The organism is Amycolatopsis sp. CA-161197 (genome assembly GCF_050942255.1).
Classification (GTDB): domain Bacteria; phylum Actinomycetota; class Actinomycetes; order Mycobacteriales; family Pseudonocardiaceae; genus Amycolatopsis.
In genome coordinates, this window is record NZ_CP192059.1 from 3,991,555 (window position 1) to 4,007,679 (window position 16,125).

16 protein-coding genes are annotated in these 16,125 nt (G+C 72.8%); 10 read left to right on the forward strand and 6 right to left on the reverse strand.

Going from position 1 to position 16,125, the window contains the following annotated elements:
- Window positions 1-70 precede the first annotated feature (70 nt).
- Entirely contained in the window at window positions 71-1,288 is a 1,218-nt protein-coding gene (locus tag ACQPXB_RS19085) for a PP2C family protein-serine/threonine phosphatase (protein ID WP_366578489.1), read from the reverse strand.
- Window positions 1,289-1,388: 100 nt separating this feature from the next.
- On the opposite strand from ACQPXB_RS19085, the gene ACQPXB_RS19090 reads away from it, so the two are divergent.
- From ACQPXB_RS19090 to ACQPXB_RS19110, 5 genes are all read left to right on the forward strand, one after another.
- Window positions 1,389-1,841, forward strand: coding sequence for an SRPBCC domain-containing protein (locus ACQPXB_RS19090; protein WP_432853955.1), 453 nt, complete (start codon window positions 1,389-1,391; stop codon window positions 1,839-1,841).
- Complete coding sequence (locus ACQPXB_RS19095; RefSeq protein ID WP_366578493.1) at window positions 1,838-2,188, forward strand: ArsR/SmtB family transcription factor; 351 nt, start codon at window positions 1,838-1,840, stop codon at window positions 2,186-2,188. The genes ACQPXB_RS19090 and ACQPXB_RS19095 overlap by 4 nt, the downstream gene beginning before the upstream one ends.
- Entirely contained in the window at window positions 2,185-2,634 is a 450-nt protein-coding gene (locus ACQPXB_RS19100; protein ID WP_432853959.1) for an SRPBCC family protein, read from the forward strand. Before ACQPXB_RS19095 ends, ACQPXB_RS19100 begins: the two co-directional genes overlap by 4 nt.
- Window positions 2,635-2,725: 91 nt before the next feature.
- Window positions 2,726-4,216: a carboxylesterase/lipase family protein gene (locus ACQPXB_RS19105; RefSeq protein WP_432853962.1), complete on the forward strand. Its 1,491-nt coding sequence runs from the start codon at window positions 2,726-2,728 to the stop codon at window positions 4,214-4,216.
- Between the two features lie 51 nt (window positions 4,217-4,267).
- Window positions 4,268-5,629: an MFS transporter gene (locus tag ACQPXB_RS19110; RefSeq protein ID WP_432853965.1), complete on the forward strand. Its 1,362-nt coding sequence runs from the start codon at window positions 4,268-4,270 to the stop codon at window positions 5,627-5,629.
- 60 nt (window positions 5,630-5,689) lie between these two features.
- Here the strand turns inward: ACQPXB_RS19110 and ACQPXB_RS19115 are convergent, their stop codons facing one another.
- Window positions 5,690-6,532 (reverse strand): SDR family oxidoreductase, encoded by an 843-nt coding sequence (locus tag ACQPXB_RS19115; protein WP_366578498.1) that lies wholly within the window; start codon window positions 6,530-6,532, stop codon window positions 5,690-5,692.
- 79 nt (window positions 6,533-6,611) lie between these two features.
- On the opposite strand from ACQPXB_RS19115, the gene ACQPXB_RS19120 reads away from it, so the two are divergent.
- Complete coding sequence (locus tag ACQPXB_RS19120; protein ID WP_432853968.1) at window positions 6,612-7,529, forward strand: LysR substrate-binding domain-containing protein; 918 nt, start codon at window positions 6,612-6,614, stop codon at window positions 7,527-7,529.
- Window positions 7,530-7,620: 91 nt separating this feature from the next.
- Window positions 7,621-8,067, forward strand: coding sequence for a cyanase (gene cynS / locus ACQPXB_RS19125; RefSeq protein WP_366578502.1), 447 nt, complete (start codon window positions 7,621-7,623; stop codon window positions 8,065-8,067).
- A gap of 54 nt (window positions 8,068-8,121) precedes the next feature.
- Here cynS and ACQPXB_RS19130 read toward each other — a convergent pair whose 3' ends face one another.
- Window positions 8,122-8,484 carry a VOC family protein gene (locus tag ACQPXB_RS19130; RefSeq protein ID WP_432853972.1) on the reverse strand — a complete coding sequence of 121 codons (363 nt, stop codon included), beginning with the start codon at window positions 8,482-8,484 and terminating at the stop codon, window positions 8,122-8,124.
- Between the two features lie 64 nt (window positions 8,485-8,548).
- The gene (locus tag ACQPXB_RS19135) at window positions 8,549-9,115 is read right to left on the reverse strand and encodes a dihydrofolate reductase family protein (RefSeq protein ID WP_432853975.1); all 567 of its coding nucleotides are present in this window, start codon (window positions 9,113-9,115) and stop codon (window positions 8,549-8,551) included.
- Window positions 9,116-9,248: 133 nt separating this feature from the next.
- Here ACQPXB_RS19135 and ACQPXB_RS19140 point away from each other — a divergent pair, with 133 nt between their 5' ends.
- From ACQPXB_RS19140 to ACQPXB_RS19150, 3 genes are all read left to right on the forward strand, one after another.
- The gene (locus ACQPXB_RS19140; RefSeq protein WP_432853978.1) at window positions 9,249-10,262 is read left to right on the forward strand and encodes a sigma-70 family RNA polymerase sigma factor; all 1,014 of its coding nucleotides are present in this window, start codon (window positions 9,249-9,251) and stop codon (window positions 10,260-10,262) included.
- 417 nt (window positions 10,263-10,679) lie between these two features.
- On the forward strand, window positions 10,680-11,687 hold the full coding sequence (locus ACQPXB_RS19145) for an NADPH:quinone reductase (RefSeq protein ID WP_432853981.1): 1,008 nt from the start codon (window positions 10,680-10,682) through the stop codon (window positions 11,685-11,687).
- An 18-nt stretch (window positions 11,688-11,705) separates the two neighbouring features.
- Window positions 11,706-13,361 carry an MDR family MFS transporter gene (locus ACQPXB_RS19150; protein ID WP_432853984.1) on the forward strand — a complete coding sequence of 552 codons (1,656 nt, stop codon included), beginning with the start codon at window positions 11,706-11,708 and terminating at the stop codon, window positions 13,359-13,361.
- Between the two features lie 3 nt (window positions 13,362-13,364).
- On the opposite strand, the gene ACQPXB_RS19155 is transcribed toward ACQPXB_RS19150, so the two are convergent.
- Both ACQPXB_RS19155 and ACQPXB_RS19160 read right to left on the reverse strand, forming a co-directional pair.
- Window positions 13,365-14,609 carry a cytochrome P450 gene (locus tag ACQPXB_RS19155; RefSeq protein ID WP_432853987.1) on the reverse strand — a complete coding sequence of 415 codons (1,245 nt, stop codon included), beginning with the start codon at window positions 14,607-14,609 and terminating at the stop codon, window positions 13,365-13,367.
- A 191-nt stretch (window positions 14,610-14,800) separates the two neighbouring features.
- On the reverse strand, window positions 14,801-15,976 hold the full coding sequence (locus ACQPXB_RS19160) for a hypothetical protein (protein WP_432853990.1): 1,176 nt from the start codon (window positions 15,974-15,976) through the stop codon (window positions 14,801-14,803).
- Window positions 15,977-16,125: the final 149 nt, after the last annotated feature.

The following is a 16,125-nucleotide window of genomic DNA, read 5'->3' on the forward strand; positions in this document are numbered from 1 at the left end:
CGTGGCCCAGCGTGGGCCCAGCGCCGGGGGCTTCGCATCGGGGAACTCCCCGGTGCGTTGCCGCGCTGAGTTACGGGCGCACCGGCCGCTTGGTCGCCACCAGCAGCGCGACGTCGTCCTGGGCCGGGTTCGAGCCGACGAGCGCGGCCATCACGCGGGCGCACACGGCTTCCGGGTCGCCCGTGGTCATGGCCGTGGTCAGGGCACGCAGGCCGTCGTCGAGGTCGGCGTTGCGGCGTTCGACGAGGCCGTCGGTGTAGAAGCCGAGCGTGCACTCCGGCGGCAGCGCGACCACGGTGTCGCGCCGGTCCGCGGGCGGCAGGCCCAGGCCCACGGGCAGGTCCGGCGGCACGTCCAGCAGGCGCGCGGGCGAGCCGGGCGTGGCCAGGACGGGCGGCGGGTGCCCGGCGAGGGACAGGACGAGGGTTTCGCGGTCCGGCGGCACCACGGCGTACGCGACGGTCGCCATGATGCCCTTCTCGAAGTGGTTCATCTTGCGGCTCAGCTTGGCCAGTGCCTCCGCCGGGCTCGCGGCGTCGAGCGCGTAGGCCCGCAGGGCGCTGCGCAGCCGGCCCATCACCACGGCGGCGCCGAGGCCGTGGCCGGCGACGTCGCCCATCACGATGCCGAGGCGGTCGCCGGGCAGGGGGAACACGTCGTACCAGTCGCCGCCGACCGCGAAGTCCGCGCCGGGCACGTAGCGGGAGGCGAAGTCCAGGCCCGGCACCGAGGCGATGCGCGCCGGCAGGAGGCTCCGCTGCAGGGCGGCCGCCGCCGCCCGGTCCTCGCCCGCGCCCTCGGCCACCATCGTCAGCGCGAGCCGGGCCGCGGCGACCTGCAGGAGCTCGATGTCGTCCGCGTCGAACGCACGCTCCACTGTGGACCCGATGTGCAGCACGCCCACGAGCTCGTCGCGGGCCAGCATCGGCACGCCCAGCAGCACTTTGAGGCCGCGTTCCCACAGCAGCGCGTTGATCACGGTCGACTCGTCGACGTGGTCGATCAGCACCGGCGCCCGCTGCGCCGCGACCCGCCCGGCGAACCCCGCGCCGACCGGCACCCGCACGCCCTGGAAGACCTCTTCCTCGATGCCCGCCGACGCGATGGCGGTGAGCTGCCCGGCGGCCTCGTCGTGGCGCAGCACCGTCGCGGTGTCGACGTCGAACAGCTCGCGGACGCGCTCCAGCAGCGTGCGCAGCAGCGGCTCCAGCTCCAGCCGGCCGAGGGCGGCGTCGGTGATCGCCTCCAGCCGGTGCAGCCGGTCGCGGGCGCCGGGTTTGACGGGCATCGGACCAGGCTACTGGGACACGGAACCTGCAACAGTTGGTTGCGCGTCGAAGGGATGTCCCCTAACCTGCAACCATCGGTTGCGAATGGAGAGGACGGTCATGGAGTACGGCACCATCGAGCGCGAGATCCGGATCGCGGCGACGCCCGAAGTCGTCTACGAGGTGATCACGCGGCCCGAGCACATCGCGGCGTGGTGGGGGTTCGACGCGGTGTTCGAGGGGACCACGGGAACCCTGAGCCGGACGCGCCGCGACGGGAGCGGGCCGGTCGTCGTGCCGGTGTCCGTCCTCGAGGCGCGGCCGCCGCGGCGTTTCGTGTTCCGCTGGGTGCAGCCCGAGGGACAGGCGGCGACGCCGGAGAACTCGTTCCTCGTCACGTTCGAGCTGGTGCCCGAAGACGGCGGCACGCTGCTGAAGCTCACCGAAGCGGGGTTCCGCGAGATCGGGTGGGAGGCGGCGCGGCTCGAGGCGTACCACCGCGACCACAGCGCCGGCTGGGACGAGCACCTGCCCAACCTCGCGGCGTATGCGGCCGGCCTGGTGCGCTCGTGATCGACGACGAGCTGTGGGCCGCCCTCGGCGACCCCACGCGGCGGCACCTGCTCGACCTGTTGCTGGCCGACGGGTTCGGCACGGCGACGGGCCTGAGCGAGCACCTGCCGGTGACGCGTCAGGCGGTCGCCAAGCACCTCGGTGTGCTGGAGCGCGCGGAGCTGGTCGTGGCCCGCAAGGACGGGCGTGAGGTCAGGTACGTCGTCAACGAAGCGCAGTTCGCCCGTGCCGTCGCGCAGCTGACCTCCGTCGGCGCGGCGTGGGACGCCCGGCTGCGCCGGATCAAGACGATCGCCGAGTCGATCGAGGCTCTGCGTTCGGCCGAAGGGAAGGAACCCCCGTCATGACCTCGGATTACTGCAAGACCGTCTCGATCGACGCCGCTCCCGACACCGTGTTCGACGCGCTCACCACTGTGACGGGTCTCGGCGCGTGGTGGACCCGCGTCACGGGAACCGGCGACACCGGCGGCGAGCTCCGGTTTTTCTTCTCCCACCCGGACCCGTGCGTGATGCGGGTCGACGAAGCCACCCGGCCGAGCCTGGTGCGCTGGACCGTCACGTCGTGCGACTTCCTGCCGGACTGGGTCGGCACGCGGCCGACCTTCACCCTTGTCCCGGCCGGCGACGCCACGGAACTCCGCTTCCGCCACCACGGCCTGACGGCGGAGCTCGAGTGCATCGCCATGTGCACCCGCGGGTGGAACCACTTCACCGAAAGCCTGCGTGCCTACGCGGAATCCGGCGTCGGCATGCCGAGCGGCAGCCCCGCGGACCTGGCCCGGCGCCGGTGAGCCACGGAAAACGAGAGGTTCCACGCCCTCGGTCCCCTTAGGCTCGACGGCCTCGCGGCCCGCCGGACCGGCCGCGGGGAAGGAAGCCGTGATGAACGTCCCGGAGATCCGCACGGAAGCCGGACGGGTGCGGGGTCGCGCGGAGGACGGGCTGGCCGTGTTCCGCGGCATCCCGTTCGCGCGGCCACCGGTGGGGGAGCTGCGGTTCGCCGCGCCGCAACCGGTGCCGGCGTGGGAGGGTGTACGCGAGGCGCTCGTGTTCGGGCCGCCGCCACCGCAGTCGCTGCTGCTCGGCCCGCCGTCGAACGCGGGGGACGGCGACGACTGGCTGACGCTCAACGTCTGGTCGCCGCGGCCCGAAGCAGGCGCCGCGGTGCCGGTGATGGTGTGGATCCACGGCGGCGCCTTCCAGTTCGGGCACGCGGCCGATCCGGCGTACGACGGCGCGCGGCTCGCTCGCGAAGCGGGTGTTGTCCTGGTGACGTTCAACTACCGCGTCGGCGTCGAGGGGTTCGGGCACCTGCGGGGCGCGCCGGACAACCGGGGCCTGCTCGACCAGGTCGCCGCGCTGGAGTGGGTGCGGGCGAACATCGCCGCGTTCGGCGGCGACCCGGCGCGCGTCACGGTGTTCGGCCAGTCGGCGGGCGGCGCCTCCGTCGCGGCGTTGCTCGCGATGCCCGGTGCCGCCGGGTTGTTCCGCCGGGCCATCGTCCAAAGTGGATCGGGGACGTTCTTCACCCCGGCGCCGGCCGCCGACGTCATGACCGAGATCGCCGCCCGTACGGGACACGAGCCGACCGTCGCAGACCTGCGCGAGGTGGCGGCGGCCGAACTCGTCGTCGCCGCCGACTCGGTGAGCGGCGACATGCGGCCGTACGCCGGACGCTGGGGCGCCGCCGCGCACACCGCGGTCCCGTTCTCGCCGGTCGTCGACGGCGAGGTGCTGCCCCGGACGCCGTTCGAGGCGCTGGCCGCCGGCACGGGCCGCGAGGTCGAGCTGATCACCGGCCACACCTGGGACGAGAGCCGCCTGTCCCTCGTGCTGGAAGGCCGCCTCGGCACCGTCACCGGCGAGGAGGCCGAGGCCGCACTGCGGGCTCTCGCGCCGGACCCGGACCGCTACCGCCGCGCCTACCCCGACGCGAGCGCCGAGCGCCGGTACGAGCTCGTCACCTCCGACTGGTTGTTCCGCATGCCGAGCCACCGCCTGGCCGAGGCGCAGGCGGCCGGCGGTGGCCGCGCCCACGCGTACGAGCTGGTCTGGGCGGCGCCCGGCCTGGACGGCGTGCTCGGCGCCTGCCACAGCCTCGACGTGCCGCTGGTGCTGGGCAACCGCCGGGGGAGCCTGTCCGCACTGCTGCTCGGCGCCGAACCGCCCGCCGACACCGACGTGGTCGCCCGGCACTTCGTCACCGCCTGGGCCGCCTTCGCCCACACCGGCGACCCGGGCTGGCCGGCCTACGACACCCGGCGGCGCGCGGTCGCGGTCTTCGGCACCGAGCTCACGATCACGGCGTACCCGGAGGAAGCGTCCCGCGTGCTGTGGGCCGAGCACGCGTTCGCGCCGTTGCCGTTGACTTGACCGGTGATCGGCTCGCCTGCGATTCTCGCGCCCCGAGGGGGAGACGGTGGCATGACCGGCAAATGGGGCGGGCTCACGGCGTTGCTCGCGGGGTTCTTCGTGATCCTGCTCGACACGACCATCGTGGCGGTGGCGAGCCCGGCGATCCAGACCGAGCTGAAGCCCGACGTCGCGGGGTTGTTCTGGGTGACGGCCGGCTACCTGCTCGCGTTTTCGGTGCCGCTGCTGGTGTTCGGGCGGCTCGGTGACCGCTTCGACCCCAAGCGGGTGTACCTCGCCGGGCTCGCGGGCTTCGGGGCCGCGTCGGCGTTGTGCTCGCTGTCGCCTTCGGTCGGCTGGCTGATCGGTTTCCGGGTCCTGCAAGGCCTGACCGCGGCCGCGATGGCGCCGCAGCCGCTCACGCTGATCCGGCGGCTCTTCGCCGAAGACGAACGCGGCCGCGCTCTCGGTGTGTGGGGTTCGGTCGCCGCCGCGGGCACCCTGCTCGGGCCGGTCGCGGGTGGGCTGCTGACCGCGACGCTGGACTGGCGCTGGATCTTCTGGGTCAACGTGCCGCTCTGCGCGCTCGCGCTGCTGCTCGGCCTGCGCCTGATTCCCGGCAGCCCGGGGCGCGCCACGCGGTTCGACGTCCCGGGCGCGGTGGCGAGCACGGCGGGGCTGAGCCTTCTCGTGTGGGCGCTGCTGTCGTGGAACTCGCGGTCGCTGCTCGCAGTGGTCCTGTCCGCCGTGCTGCTCGTGTTCTTCTTCCGCCGGGAAGGCGGCGAAGGCCGGGAGGCCCTTGCGCCACTGGAGCTCTACCGCTCACCCGGCTACTCCTCGGCCAGCCTGGCGATGGCGGCGCTCGGCGCGACGGTGCTCGCCATGGCACTGCCGACCATGCTCTACGTGCAGGACGTGCGCGGATTCGGTCCCGTCGAAGGCGCGGCGGTCCTGGCGCCGGACGCCGTCGTGGCGATGGTGCTGTCCCCGCGGACCGGTCGTTGGGTCGACCGGATCGGACCGCGGCGCCCGGCGGTGGCGGGGATGGTCCTGCTGACGGTGAGCCTGCTGATCGTGGGCGTGGTGGTCGTGCTGCACCTGAACCCGTGGTGGGTCGCGGCGGGCGCCGCGGTGCTGGGCGCGGCCAACGCCCTGGCCTGGGCGCCACTGTCGGTCACCGCGATGGCGTCGGTCGCTCCGTCGATGGCGGGCGCGGCTTCGGGGCTGTTCAACACGGTGCGCCAGGTGGGCGCGGTCGCGGGCGTCGCGGCGACGGGGGCGATCCTCGCCGGCCTGGACTCCCGGCCCACCCTGGCGTTCGGTGTGGTGTTCGGCCTGATCACGCTCACGGCGGCCGCCGGCACCTTCGCGGCCGCGCGGCTGCCGAAGACCCTGGCCGAGGCCGAGGCGGCGACCGGAGAGCGGCTTCCGTGAGCACGGTCGACATCCGGTGGGGAGTCCGCTCACCAGGAGAGCGGACTCGCCCGAACCGGCTCAGTGGTGCGCGGGCACGGCGTCGGCCGTGGCGGCGTTGGTGCGCTGGGAGGTGACGTCGGCCAGGCGCTGCCGCAGCGCGGTGGTCATGAGCTGCCAGGCGTCCGAGCCCAGCACGAGGCGGCGCGGCGGGTTCGCCGAAACCGCCGCGCGCACGACGGCGGCGATCGTCTTCTCCGGACTGTCCGTCATCTCCGACACGGGGATCGGCTCCTGGTCGGCCGGCCCGCCGCGGTACGGGGCGCTGACCGGCACGCGGTCGGCCGCGTCGAAGAAGCCCGTGCGGACCATGCCCGGCTCGATCAGCGTGGTGTCGATGCCGAACGGCGCGACCTCCTCGGCCAGCGCCTCGAAGAAGCCTTCGATGCCCCATTTCGTGGTGTGGTAGAGCGAGAACGCGGGGAACGCGAGGTGCCCGCCCATGCTCGACAGCTGCAGCAGCCGCCCGCCGCCCTGGGCGCGCAGGTGGGGCACGACCGCGCGGGCGAGCTGGATCGAGCCGGTGAGGTTGGTGGCGATCATGCGGTCGATCTGCGCGTCGGTGAGGTCCTCGGCGGTGGCGAACACGCCGTAGCCCGCGTTCGACACGACCACGTCGATGCGCCCGAGCGCGGCGAACGCCTCGTCGACGACGGCGCGCAACCGCGTGGTGTCCGTGACGTCCAGCGCGCGCACCCACAGGCGGTCGCCGTAGCGGGCGGCCAGGTCGTCGAGCCGGCCGGGCCGGCGCAGGGTGGCCGCGACGCGGTCGCCGCGCGCCAGCGCCTGCTCCACGAGCTCACGGCCCATCCCGCGCGACGCTCCGGTCACGAACCAGGTCTTGCTGTTCGGTGTGGTGTCCATACTGAGAAGAACCCGTTGTGCGGGGCGAAAAATCCATGCGAAGGATGAGAGTTCCGGATCGCAGCGATACGGTATTCGCATGAGTGAGCTGACCGTGGCGGGGTTGCGGGTCGTCCGGGAGATCGCGTCGAGCGGATCGTTCACCGCGGCCGCGCGGCTGCTGGGGTACTCGCAGCCGGCGATCTCGCGCCAGGTGGCCGCGATGGAGGCGGCGGCCGGGCAGGCGCTGTTCGTCCGCGAGGGCCGCGGGGTGCGGGTCAGCGCGGCCGGCGCCGTCGTGGTCGCGCACGCGGGCCGGATCCTGGCCGGGCTGCAAGCGCTGGAGCAGGACCTGGCGGGCCTGGACGACCGGCTCGCGGGCCGCGTCCGGCTCGGCGCGTACCCGTCGGCGACGGCCGTGCTGGTGCCCCGCGCCGTCGCGCGGCTGCGCACCGAGCACCCGGGCCTGGAGGTGGCGCTGACCGAGGCGGCGACCCCCACGCTGCTGCGGTTCCTGCGCGCCCGGCGGCTGGACGTGGCCGTGATCGGCGTCGGCGCCGGGCTGCCGGACTACGACCTGGCCGGGCTCGATCAGGAGGTCGTGTCCGCCGGTGGCCTGTGCGTCGCGGTCTCGTCGGGGCATCGGCTGGCCGGTGCCGACGCCGTGCCCGTGGCCGAGCTGGCGGGCGAAACCTGGATCGCCGGCCCGGGCGGCGGTGGCGACCCGCAGTTCCGCGCCTGGCCAACGCTCACCGAGCCGGTGATCGGCCACGCCGTGCGCGGGTGGCCGGCGCGGCTCGGCCTGGTCGCCGCCGGGCTGGGCGTGTGCCTGATGCCCGAGGTCGCCGCCCTGTCCGTCCCGGCCGGGGTGGTCACGGTCGGCGTCGAAGACCCGAGCTGGCCGGGCCGCCGGACCGTCGCGGTGTTCCCGCCGGTGCGCGGCGCGGAAGCCGGGGGTGTGGTCGCCGCCCTGCGCCTGGCCGGCGAGGATCTCCGGGCCGGCCGGGAAGCGTCGTGATACACCGGTCCTATGGACTCATAGGAAAAGACAGTGAGCCCGGACGGGGAATGGATGGATCGCGCGTGATCGGGCCCTTACGCTCGAACGCATGACTACCAAGAAGCAGGCGGCCGACGCGGTGCTGGAGGCCAAGGTCCGGCTCGGGCTCACGTGGGCGAAAATCGCCGATTCCCTGGACGCTCCCTTGGCGTGGACGACGTCGGCGCTGCTCGGGCAGCACCCGGTCCCCGCGGAGAAGGCGGCGAAGGCCGTCGCGATCCTGGAGCTGGGCGACGACGTCGCGCAGGCGCTGCAGCTCCAGCCGACGCGCGGCGCGCTCGAGGAGGCCGTGCCGACCGACCCGACGATCTACCGCTTCTACGAGGTCCTGCAGGTGTACGGGCCCACCATCAAGGAACTGATCCACGAGCAGTTCGGCGACGGCATCATGAGCGCCATCAACTTCAAGATCGACGTCGGCCGCCGCGAAGACCCGGGCGGCGAGCGCGTGGTCGTGACGCTCGACGGGAAGTTCCTGAAGTACCAGTGGGGCTGAGCACCACCGGATCGCCTCGCCCCGGTGCGGGCGAGGCGATCCGGCGCCGAGGAGCTACGAAGCCGACCACACGGCCAGCACGTTGCCTTCCGGGTCCCGGAAGTGGAACCGCCGCCCGCCGGGGAAGTCGTAGGCCGGCTCGACGATCGTGCCTCCCGCGGTGAGGACGGACGTTTCGCTCGCACCCAGGTCGTCCGAGTACAGGATGCACAGCGGCCCGCCCTGGGCGACCTCGTCGTCGACGCGGAAGCCGCCGACCTCCGGGTACGCCTCGGCCGGATCGGCGCGGATGCCGGCGTACCCGGGGCCGTAGGCGTTGAAGCCCCAGCCGAACGCGTCGCGGTAGAACGCCGTCGCGCGGTCGAGGTCGGTCACGGCGAACTCCGTGTAGTCCAGGCGGTGGTGGGTCGAAGCCATGACGATCCTCTCGGCCGGCTCGGGTGGCGTCGGCCATTCTGTCCGCCGCCACCGACAAAAACCGTCACACCGGGCGGTAGGTGAGGAGAACGAGGCTTTCCCCGACCGTCCTCGTGTCCACCAGCCGCATCGGTTTCGCCGCGCTCGTCTCGCCGAAGAGCCGTTCGCCCGCGCCGACCACGACCGGGTAGGTCATCAGGCGCAGTTCGTCGACGAGGTCGTGCTCGGCCAGCGTGCGCGCCAGCCGGCCACTGCCGTAGACGACGAGGTCGCCGTCCACCTCCTGCCTCAGTTTCGGGATTTCCTCGGCCGGCACGACCGTCGAGCGGGTCCACTCCGGACCGTCGAGGGCGGACGAGGAAACGACGTACTTCGGCAGCGCACGCAACCGGTCCGCCCAGGCGCCGTCGCGCGACCCCCAGCCCCGCGCGACGAACCACTCGTGGGTGCGCCGCCCCATCAGCAGGGCCGCGGCACTCAGCGCCTCTTCGAACTCGACCTTCGCCCACGCCTCCCGGCCGCCGTCCCCGACGCACGTGAACCAGCTGCCGCGGCCGAGGCCGTCCTCGCCGGTCGGGTCCTGGACGACTCCGTCGAGCGAGACGTTCTCGCTGATGACGATCTTTCCCATGGCCGTTCTCCTCTTGTCGTCGGCTGTCGGGGATACCGACGCCGCGGAATCCGGAAAGGGGGCGCACCGCCCCCTTCGCACCCCGCCCGGCGTCGAGACAGGATGGGGAATGCCGACCGGAGAGAGGTAGCCGATGGAACGGGCGAGGACCGACCTGATCAGCCGGGCGCGGGGCGGCGACGGTGAGGCCTTCCGGGCGCTGACCGAACCGCACCGGCGCGAGCTGCAGGTGCACTGCTACCGGATGCTCGGGTCGCTCCAGGACGCCGAGGACGCGCTGCAGGACACGCTGCTGTCCGCCTGGCGGGGCCTGGGCGGGTTCGACGGCCGCGCCTCGATCCGCACGTGGCTCTACCGGATCGCCACCAACCGGTGCCTCAGCGTCCTGCGCGCGGCGAAACGGCGCCCGGCCAAGGAGTGGGACATCCCCGGCGTCGAGCCGCCGGAACCCACGCGGCTCGGCGAGGTCGCGTGGCTCGAGCCCTACCCCGACGCCCTCCTCGAAGGCGCGATCGCCGTGCCGCTGGGCCCGGAGGCCCGCTACGAGCAGACCGAGTCGATCTCGCTGGCGTTCGTGACCGCCCTGCAGACGCTGCCGCCGCGGCAGCTGGCCGTCCTGGTCCTGCGCGACGTCCTCGGGTTCCCCGCAGCCGACGTCGCCGGCATGCTGGACACCACCGTGGAATCGGTCAAGAGCGCCCTCAAGCGGGCGCGCGCCGGTCTGCCGCGCCGGCGGCCGGCCGTCACCGAACCCGCTCCCGCCGCCGGTTCGCCCGCGGAGGACGCGCTCGTGGCGAGGTTCGTCAGCGCGTACGAAGCCGCCGACATCGGCGCACTGGTGACGCTGCTGACCGACGACGCCTTCATGTCGATGCCGCCGCTGCCCTTCGAGTACGAGGGCCGCGACGTCGTGGCGGGCTTCTGCGCGAGCCTGTTCGGCGCCGGCCGCCGCTTCGACCTCGTGCCGACGCGCGCCAACGGCCAGCCCGCGTTCGGCGCCTACCTGCGCACCCCAGGCGGCGCCCGCCACGGCACCGGCCTCTACGTCCTCACCCTGACGGGTGACCGGATCTGCGCGATGAGCCGGTTCGAGAACAGCGTGTTCCCGGCGTTCGGGCTCCCGCGCTCGCTCCCGGCGCGGTCCTGACCTCGACCACTACGCCGACGACCTGGCCGAGGTCACCGCGCACCTGGACCTGCCCGACGCGATCCACATCGGACACTCGACCGGCGCGCACGACCTCGCCACCCGGCTCGGGTCCGTTCTACGGGTTCAACCGCCCAGGCGTCCGAGGCGCTCAGTACGAGGACGCCGCCCTGCTGTCGGTCAAGCTGCTGAAGGACGGCACGCTCAAGATCTACCCGGGCTTCCCGCACGGCATGCCGACCACCGAGGCCGCGACGATCAACGCCGACCTGCTCGAGTTCATCCGCTTCTGATGCCGCCGCGCACCGCCTGATGGCGCGGCCCGGACCGGCGACCGTCGGTGACCCAGTCATCTGACGGGCGCTGGCCCGGGCCCGCTCCGCCGACGATGGTCCCCACCACGACTGCGGAGGCACGATGAGCTCGACGGACAGACCGGGCGCGGTGATGCGCGCGGCGTACTACGAAAAACAAGGCCCGGCCCGGGAAGTCCTGCGGGTCGGCGAGGTACCCGTTCCCGAGCCGGGACCGGACGAGGTCCGGGTCCGGGTGGTCGTCTCCGGCATCCACGTCGGCGACGTCGGGAAGCGCCGCGGCTACTGGGGCTCGACGATGGCCTACCCGCGGGTGATCCCGCACGGCGACGGCGCCGGGGTCGTCGACGCGGTCGGCGCGGGCGTCGACCCGGCCCGCATCGGCGAGCGTGTGTGGGTCTACCTCGCCCAGTCCTACCGCCCGTTCGGCACCGCGGCCGAGTACACCGTCGTGCCCGCCCGGCACGCCGTCGAGTTGCCGGACGCGGTCGACCTCGACCAGGGCGCCCTGCTCGGCATCCCGGGCATCACCGGCCACCGCGCCGTGTTCGCGGGCGGCCCGGTGGCGGGCCTGACCGTGCTCGTCACCGCGCCGCTGGGCGGAGTGGGCCGCGCGGCAGTGGCCGTGGCGCGCCGCGGCGGCGCCACCGTGCTCGCGACCGTGCGGCACGCCGATCAGGTCGACGCCGCGCTTCAGGCCGGCGCCCACCACGTTGTCAACGTGCGTGAGGGCGCTGCCGCCGAGCGGATCCGGGCCCTCGCCCCCGAGGGCGTCGACCGCATCGCCGAAACGGACCTCGCCGGCAACGCGGCGCTGGACGTCGAGGTCCTCAAGTACCACGGCTCGATCGCGACCTACGCGACGAGCAACGCCGACGCGCCGTTGCCCTACTGGCCCGCCGCGTTCAAGAACATCACCGTGCAGTTCCTGAGCAACGACGACTTCCCGGAGTCCGCCAACGAATCCGCCGCGGCCGACCTGACCGCGGCCGTCGCCGCGGGCGACCTGCGCTACCCGATCGCCGGGCGGTTCCCACTCGACCAGGTCGCCGACGCCCAGGACGCCACCGAGCAGGCGGGCGCGGCCGGACGGATCCTGCTCGACATCTGAGACCCGAACGGAGATCCCATGGATCACCCAGTCCACCCGGCCGCCGCGGCCGGTGCCGCGACCGGCGGGCACCTTTCCCAGCGCCAGATCCTCACCGTGCTGTCCGGGCTGATGCTCGGCATGCTGCTCGCGGCGCTCGACCAGACGATCGTGTCGTCGGCGATGAAGACGATCGCGGACGAGCTGCACGGGCAGAGCCTGCAGGCGTGGGCGACGACGGCGTACCTGATCACGGCGACGCTCTCGACGCCGCTCTACGGCAAGCTGTCGGACCTGTTCGGGCGCAAACCCATGTACCTCACGTCGATCTCCGTCTTCCTGGCGGGCTCGCTCGCGAGCGGGACGGCGACGTCGATGTACGAGCTGGCCGCGTTCCGCGCGGTGCAGGGCCTCGGTGCCGGTGGACTGATGTCGCTGGGCCTGGCGATCATCACGGACATCACCTCGCCGCGCGAGCGCAGCAAGTACCAGGGCTACTTCACGGCGGTCTTCGGCATCTCCAGCGTGGCCGGTCCGGTGGTCGGCGGGTTCTTCGCCGGGGCCGGCACGGTCGCGGGGATCACAGGCTGGCGCTGGGTGTTCCTGGTCAACGTCCCCATCGGGCTGATCGCGCTGTTCGTGGTCAACAAGGTGCTGAACCTCCCGACGACGAAGGTCCACCAGCGCATCGACTTCCTCGGCGCCGGCGCGCTCGTCCTCGGCATCGTGCCCCTGCTGCTCGTGGCCGAGCAGGGCCGGGACTGGGGCTGGGGTTCACCCGCGTCGATCGCGATGTTCGTGGTCGGCGCGATCGGGGTGACGCTGTTCGTGCTGCAGGAACGCCGGATGGGGGACGCGGCCCTGCTGCCGTTGCGGCTCTTCGGCTGTTCGGAGTTCCGCGTGGCCACGATCGTCACGGTGATCGTGGGCATCGGGATGTTCGGCGCGATGTTGTCGTTGCCGCTGTACCTGCAGATCGTGAAGGGCGCAACGCCGACGGCGGCCGGCCTGCAGATGCTCACGCTCACGGCGGGCATGATGATCTCCAGCACCGTGTGCGGGCTGGTCACCACGAAAACGGGGCGCTACAAGGTGTTCGCGGTCGTGGGGCTCGGGCTGCTGACCGCGTCGATGTTCGGGCTCGCGACGATCGGCGTGGACACCCCGGTCACCGTCGTCATGGGCATCGCGTTCGTGATCGGGCTGGGGCTCGGGGCCTCGATGCAGACGCTCACCCTGGCCGCGACCAACGACGTGCTGCCCGGCGACATCGGCGTGGCGACCTCGGCGTCGACCTTCTTCCGCCAGATCGGCGGCACGGTGGGTGCCGCGGTGTTCCTGTCGATCCTGTTCAGCACCGTCGGCGGAAGCATCGCCTCGGCGCTGCGGGCGGCCGCGGCTTCGCCGGCCTACGTCGCGGCGCTGGCCCGGCACCCGGAGTTCGCGCAGCAGATGAGCGGTGGCGTCGACGTGAACGACACGTCGTTCCTCAAGACCCTTGACCCAGTGCTGGCCCACCCGATTCTGGAGGGCTTCGCCGGGTCCATGCGCCTGGTGTTCCTCATCGGCGGGATCGTGGCCGCGGTGGCGTTCGGTGTGGTGTGGCTGCTCGAGGAAAAGCCCCTGTCGGACAAGTCCGCGATGGAACGGCGGACCTCGGAGGCGGAAGGGGCCGCCGCCGAGCCCGCCGTGTGACGGTCAGGCGGCGGTCCACTCGACGAGCATGCTCACCGGGCCGCGGAACGAGATGTTGCGCGGGTATCGCACGTCCTGCCCTGGCACGAGCCGCAGGTCCGGGAACCGCTGGGAGAGCTGCCGCAGCACGATTCCCGTCTCGACGCGGGCGAGGGCGTGGCCCAGGCAGTAGTGGATGCCCCGGCCGAAGGAGATCTGGACCTTCGCGTTCGGCCGGTGGATCTCGAACTCCTCCGGATCGCCGAACACGGCCGGGTCGTGGTTGGCCGCGCCGAGACCCAGCATCAGGCGCGCGCCCTCCGGCACGACGGTGTCGCCGATCGTCACCTCGCGGGTGGTGATGCGCCGCCAGGCGATCACCGACGAGTCGTAGCGCAGGGTCTCCTGCACGGCCCCGGCGATGGTTTCGGGGTCCCGGCGGATCTCCTGCCACAGCTGGGGGCGGGAGAGCAGGTGGCGCAGCGCGTTGCCGATCAGGTTGGTCGTGGTCTCGTGCCCGGCGAAGCTCAGGGCGAACACGATGCTCGCGACCTCGCGGTCGTCGAGCGCGTCGGGGTTGGTTTCGCGCTGGCGCAGCAGATCGCTGGTGAGGTCGTCGCCGAGGTCGTGCTTGCGCGTCTCGACGTAGCGCTCGCAGTAGTCCCAGAACCGGGTGATGTTGGTCGTGGCCCGCAGCTGGTACTCGGCGTCGGGCCGGCCCCAGTTGATCTCCAGCTTCTCGCCGCACCACGCCTTCAGCCGGTCGACGTCTTCGTCCGGGAAGCCGAGGAGGCGGAAGAGAGTCAACGCGGGCAAGGGAAACGTGAGCGCCTCGACGATGTCCACGCGGCCCCGGCCGGCGAACACGTCGACGAGCTCGGTCGTGAACTGCTCGATCCGCGGCTCCAGCTGCGCGATCCGGCGCGGCGAGAACAGCGGCGCCAGCAGGCGCCGGACGCGGGAATGGCCCGGGGGGTCGAAGTTCGAGAGCACCGGGGTGGTGCGCAGTCCGTTGTGGAGGATCGCGCTCGCTTCCTCGGTGAGGCCGGACAGCGGGGCCTGCGCGTTGGCCGCGGAGAACGTCGCAGGGTCGCCCAGGATCGCCGCGATGTCGGCGTAGCGCGTGACGAGCCAGTGGTCCAGCGACGGGACGTAGTGCACCGGCGCCTGGTCGCGCAGGAGGTTGAGCTCGGGGTAGGGGCTGCTCAGGTAGCGTTCGGCGAGCGGGTCGAAGTCGTGGGCGACGGGACAGCCGGACGTGCTCGTCATGGGATCGGGTTCCCTCCATGGTGGGCGGTCCCCGAGGGCGTGGGTTCGCCGTCCGGGTCGCTCGGCGCCGCGGGCGGCTGGAGTCGTGCGAGGTGAAACGAGGTTAGGCCGCGCGAGCCATGCCCAGCCAATGCCTAAATCGCCGCTTGCCATGCCCCGTAGCACATAGCGGCCGACGCCGTTTCTCCGGCTCAGATCGCGTAGTGCCAACCGGTGAGGGCGTAGGCGCTGAACCAGCAGCCGACGAGGACGACACCGGCGGTCGCCGCGACGGCGGTGCTCCGCCGTCGTGCGGACAGTCCTTGGGCGAGGGGCAGCAGCAGGACGAAACCGGGGAGCAGGAACCGCGCTTTCGCGAACGGGATGCCCGCGGTGCCGGCCACGAGCACCACCATGCCCGCGCCGAAGAGGATCAGCGGCCACCAGCTCGGGCGCTCGCGCAGCCTGAGCAGGAGCAGGACGGCCGCGATGATCGCGAGGAACACCACGAAGACGTTCCCGACCTCCATCACCGACCGGCCTTGCACGAGCTGCTGGCCGACGAAGCCGAACGTCTCCGCGCCGGCGTCGAAGCGCGTGTTCCAGCCGTGCCACTCGAGGTCGAACCAGCCGAACAGGCTGCCCGTCTGGTTCGCCACCCACAGCCAGTAACCGACCAGCCCCACCGGCGCGGCGGCCGCGGCCACGAGCGGCGCGGGCCGCGGCGCCCGCGCGAAAGCCACCACCCCGGCGAAGACGACCACCGCCACCAGCACCACGGCCGTCGGCCGCGTCAACCCGGCGGCGACACAGCACAGCGAGGCCGGCGCCCACCGCTTCTCGACGAGCCCGACGAGCGCCCACGCCACGAACGCCGTGAACAGGGCCTCGGTGTAGACCATCGACAGCGTGATCGACAGCGGCGCGCCCGCCCACAACGCGACGAGCAGCAGCCCGGTGCGCTCATTCCCGGCCCTCTTGCCCAGGCGATAGACACCCAGCGCGGCCACGATTCCCGCGAGGGCGCTGATCAGCAGCCCGGCCGTGGTGCTGTCGAGGCCGGTGCCGGTCGCGAGGGCGTGCATGAGGAACGGGTACAACGGGAAGAACGCCAGCGGAGTGTGCGGCGCGAAGTTCCCGGCCGCGTCGACAAGCCCGTGGGTGATCCCGCCGTAGCCGCCGTCCGCGATCGCCAGGTACCACTGCCCGTCCCACGCGGTGAGCCGGTCGAGCAACGGCTGCCCGGTACTCGACGCGAACAACGCCAGCACCACCACCCCGGCCACCCGCACCCCCAGATACAGGGCGGCGGCCCACAGGTAACCGATCCGCGCGGACGCTCCGGTAGGCGCCGGGGCCGCGGTGGGCGTGGACAACAACGTGGTCATGGCGGGCTTCCGTTCAGGGGCAGCGCGCGGTCGGCGCGGTGTGGTGGGGACGGGGTGCTGGTCGGCGAGCTGCTGGGGTCGGCGGGCGCGCAGGGGTTTGGGGCGCCGTTGGCGAGCGGCTGCGCCGGGGCGCCGGGGCCGCGCTGTTC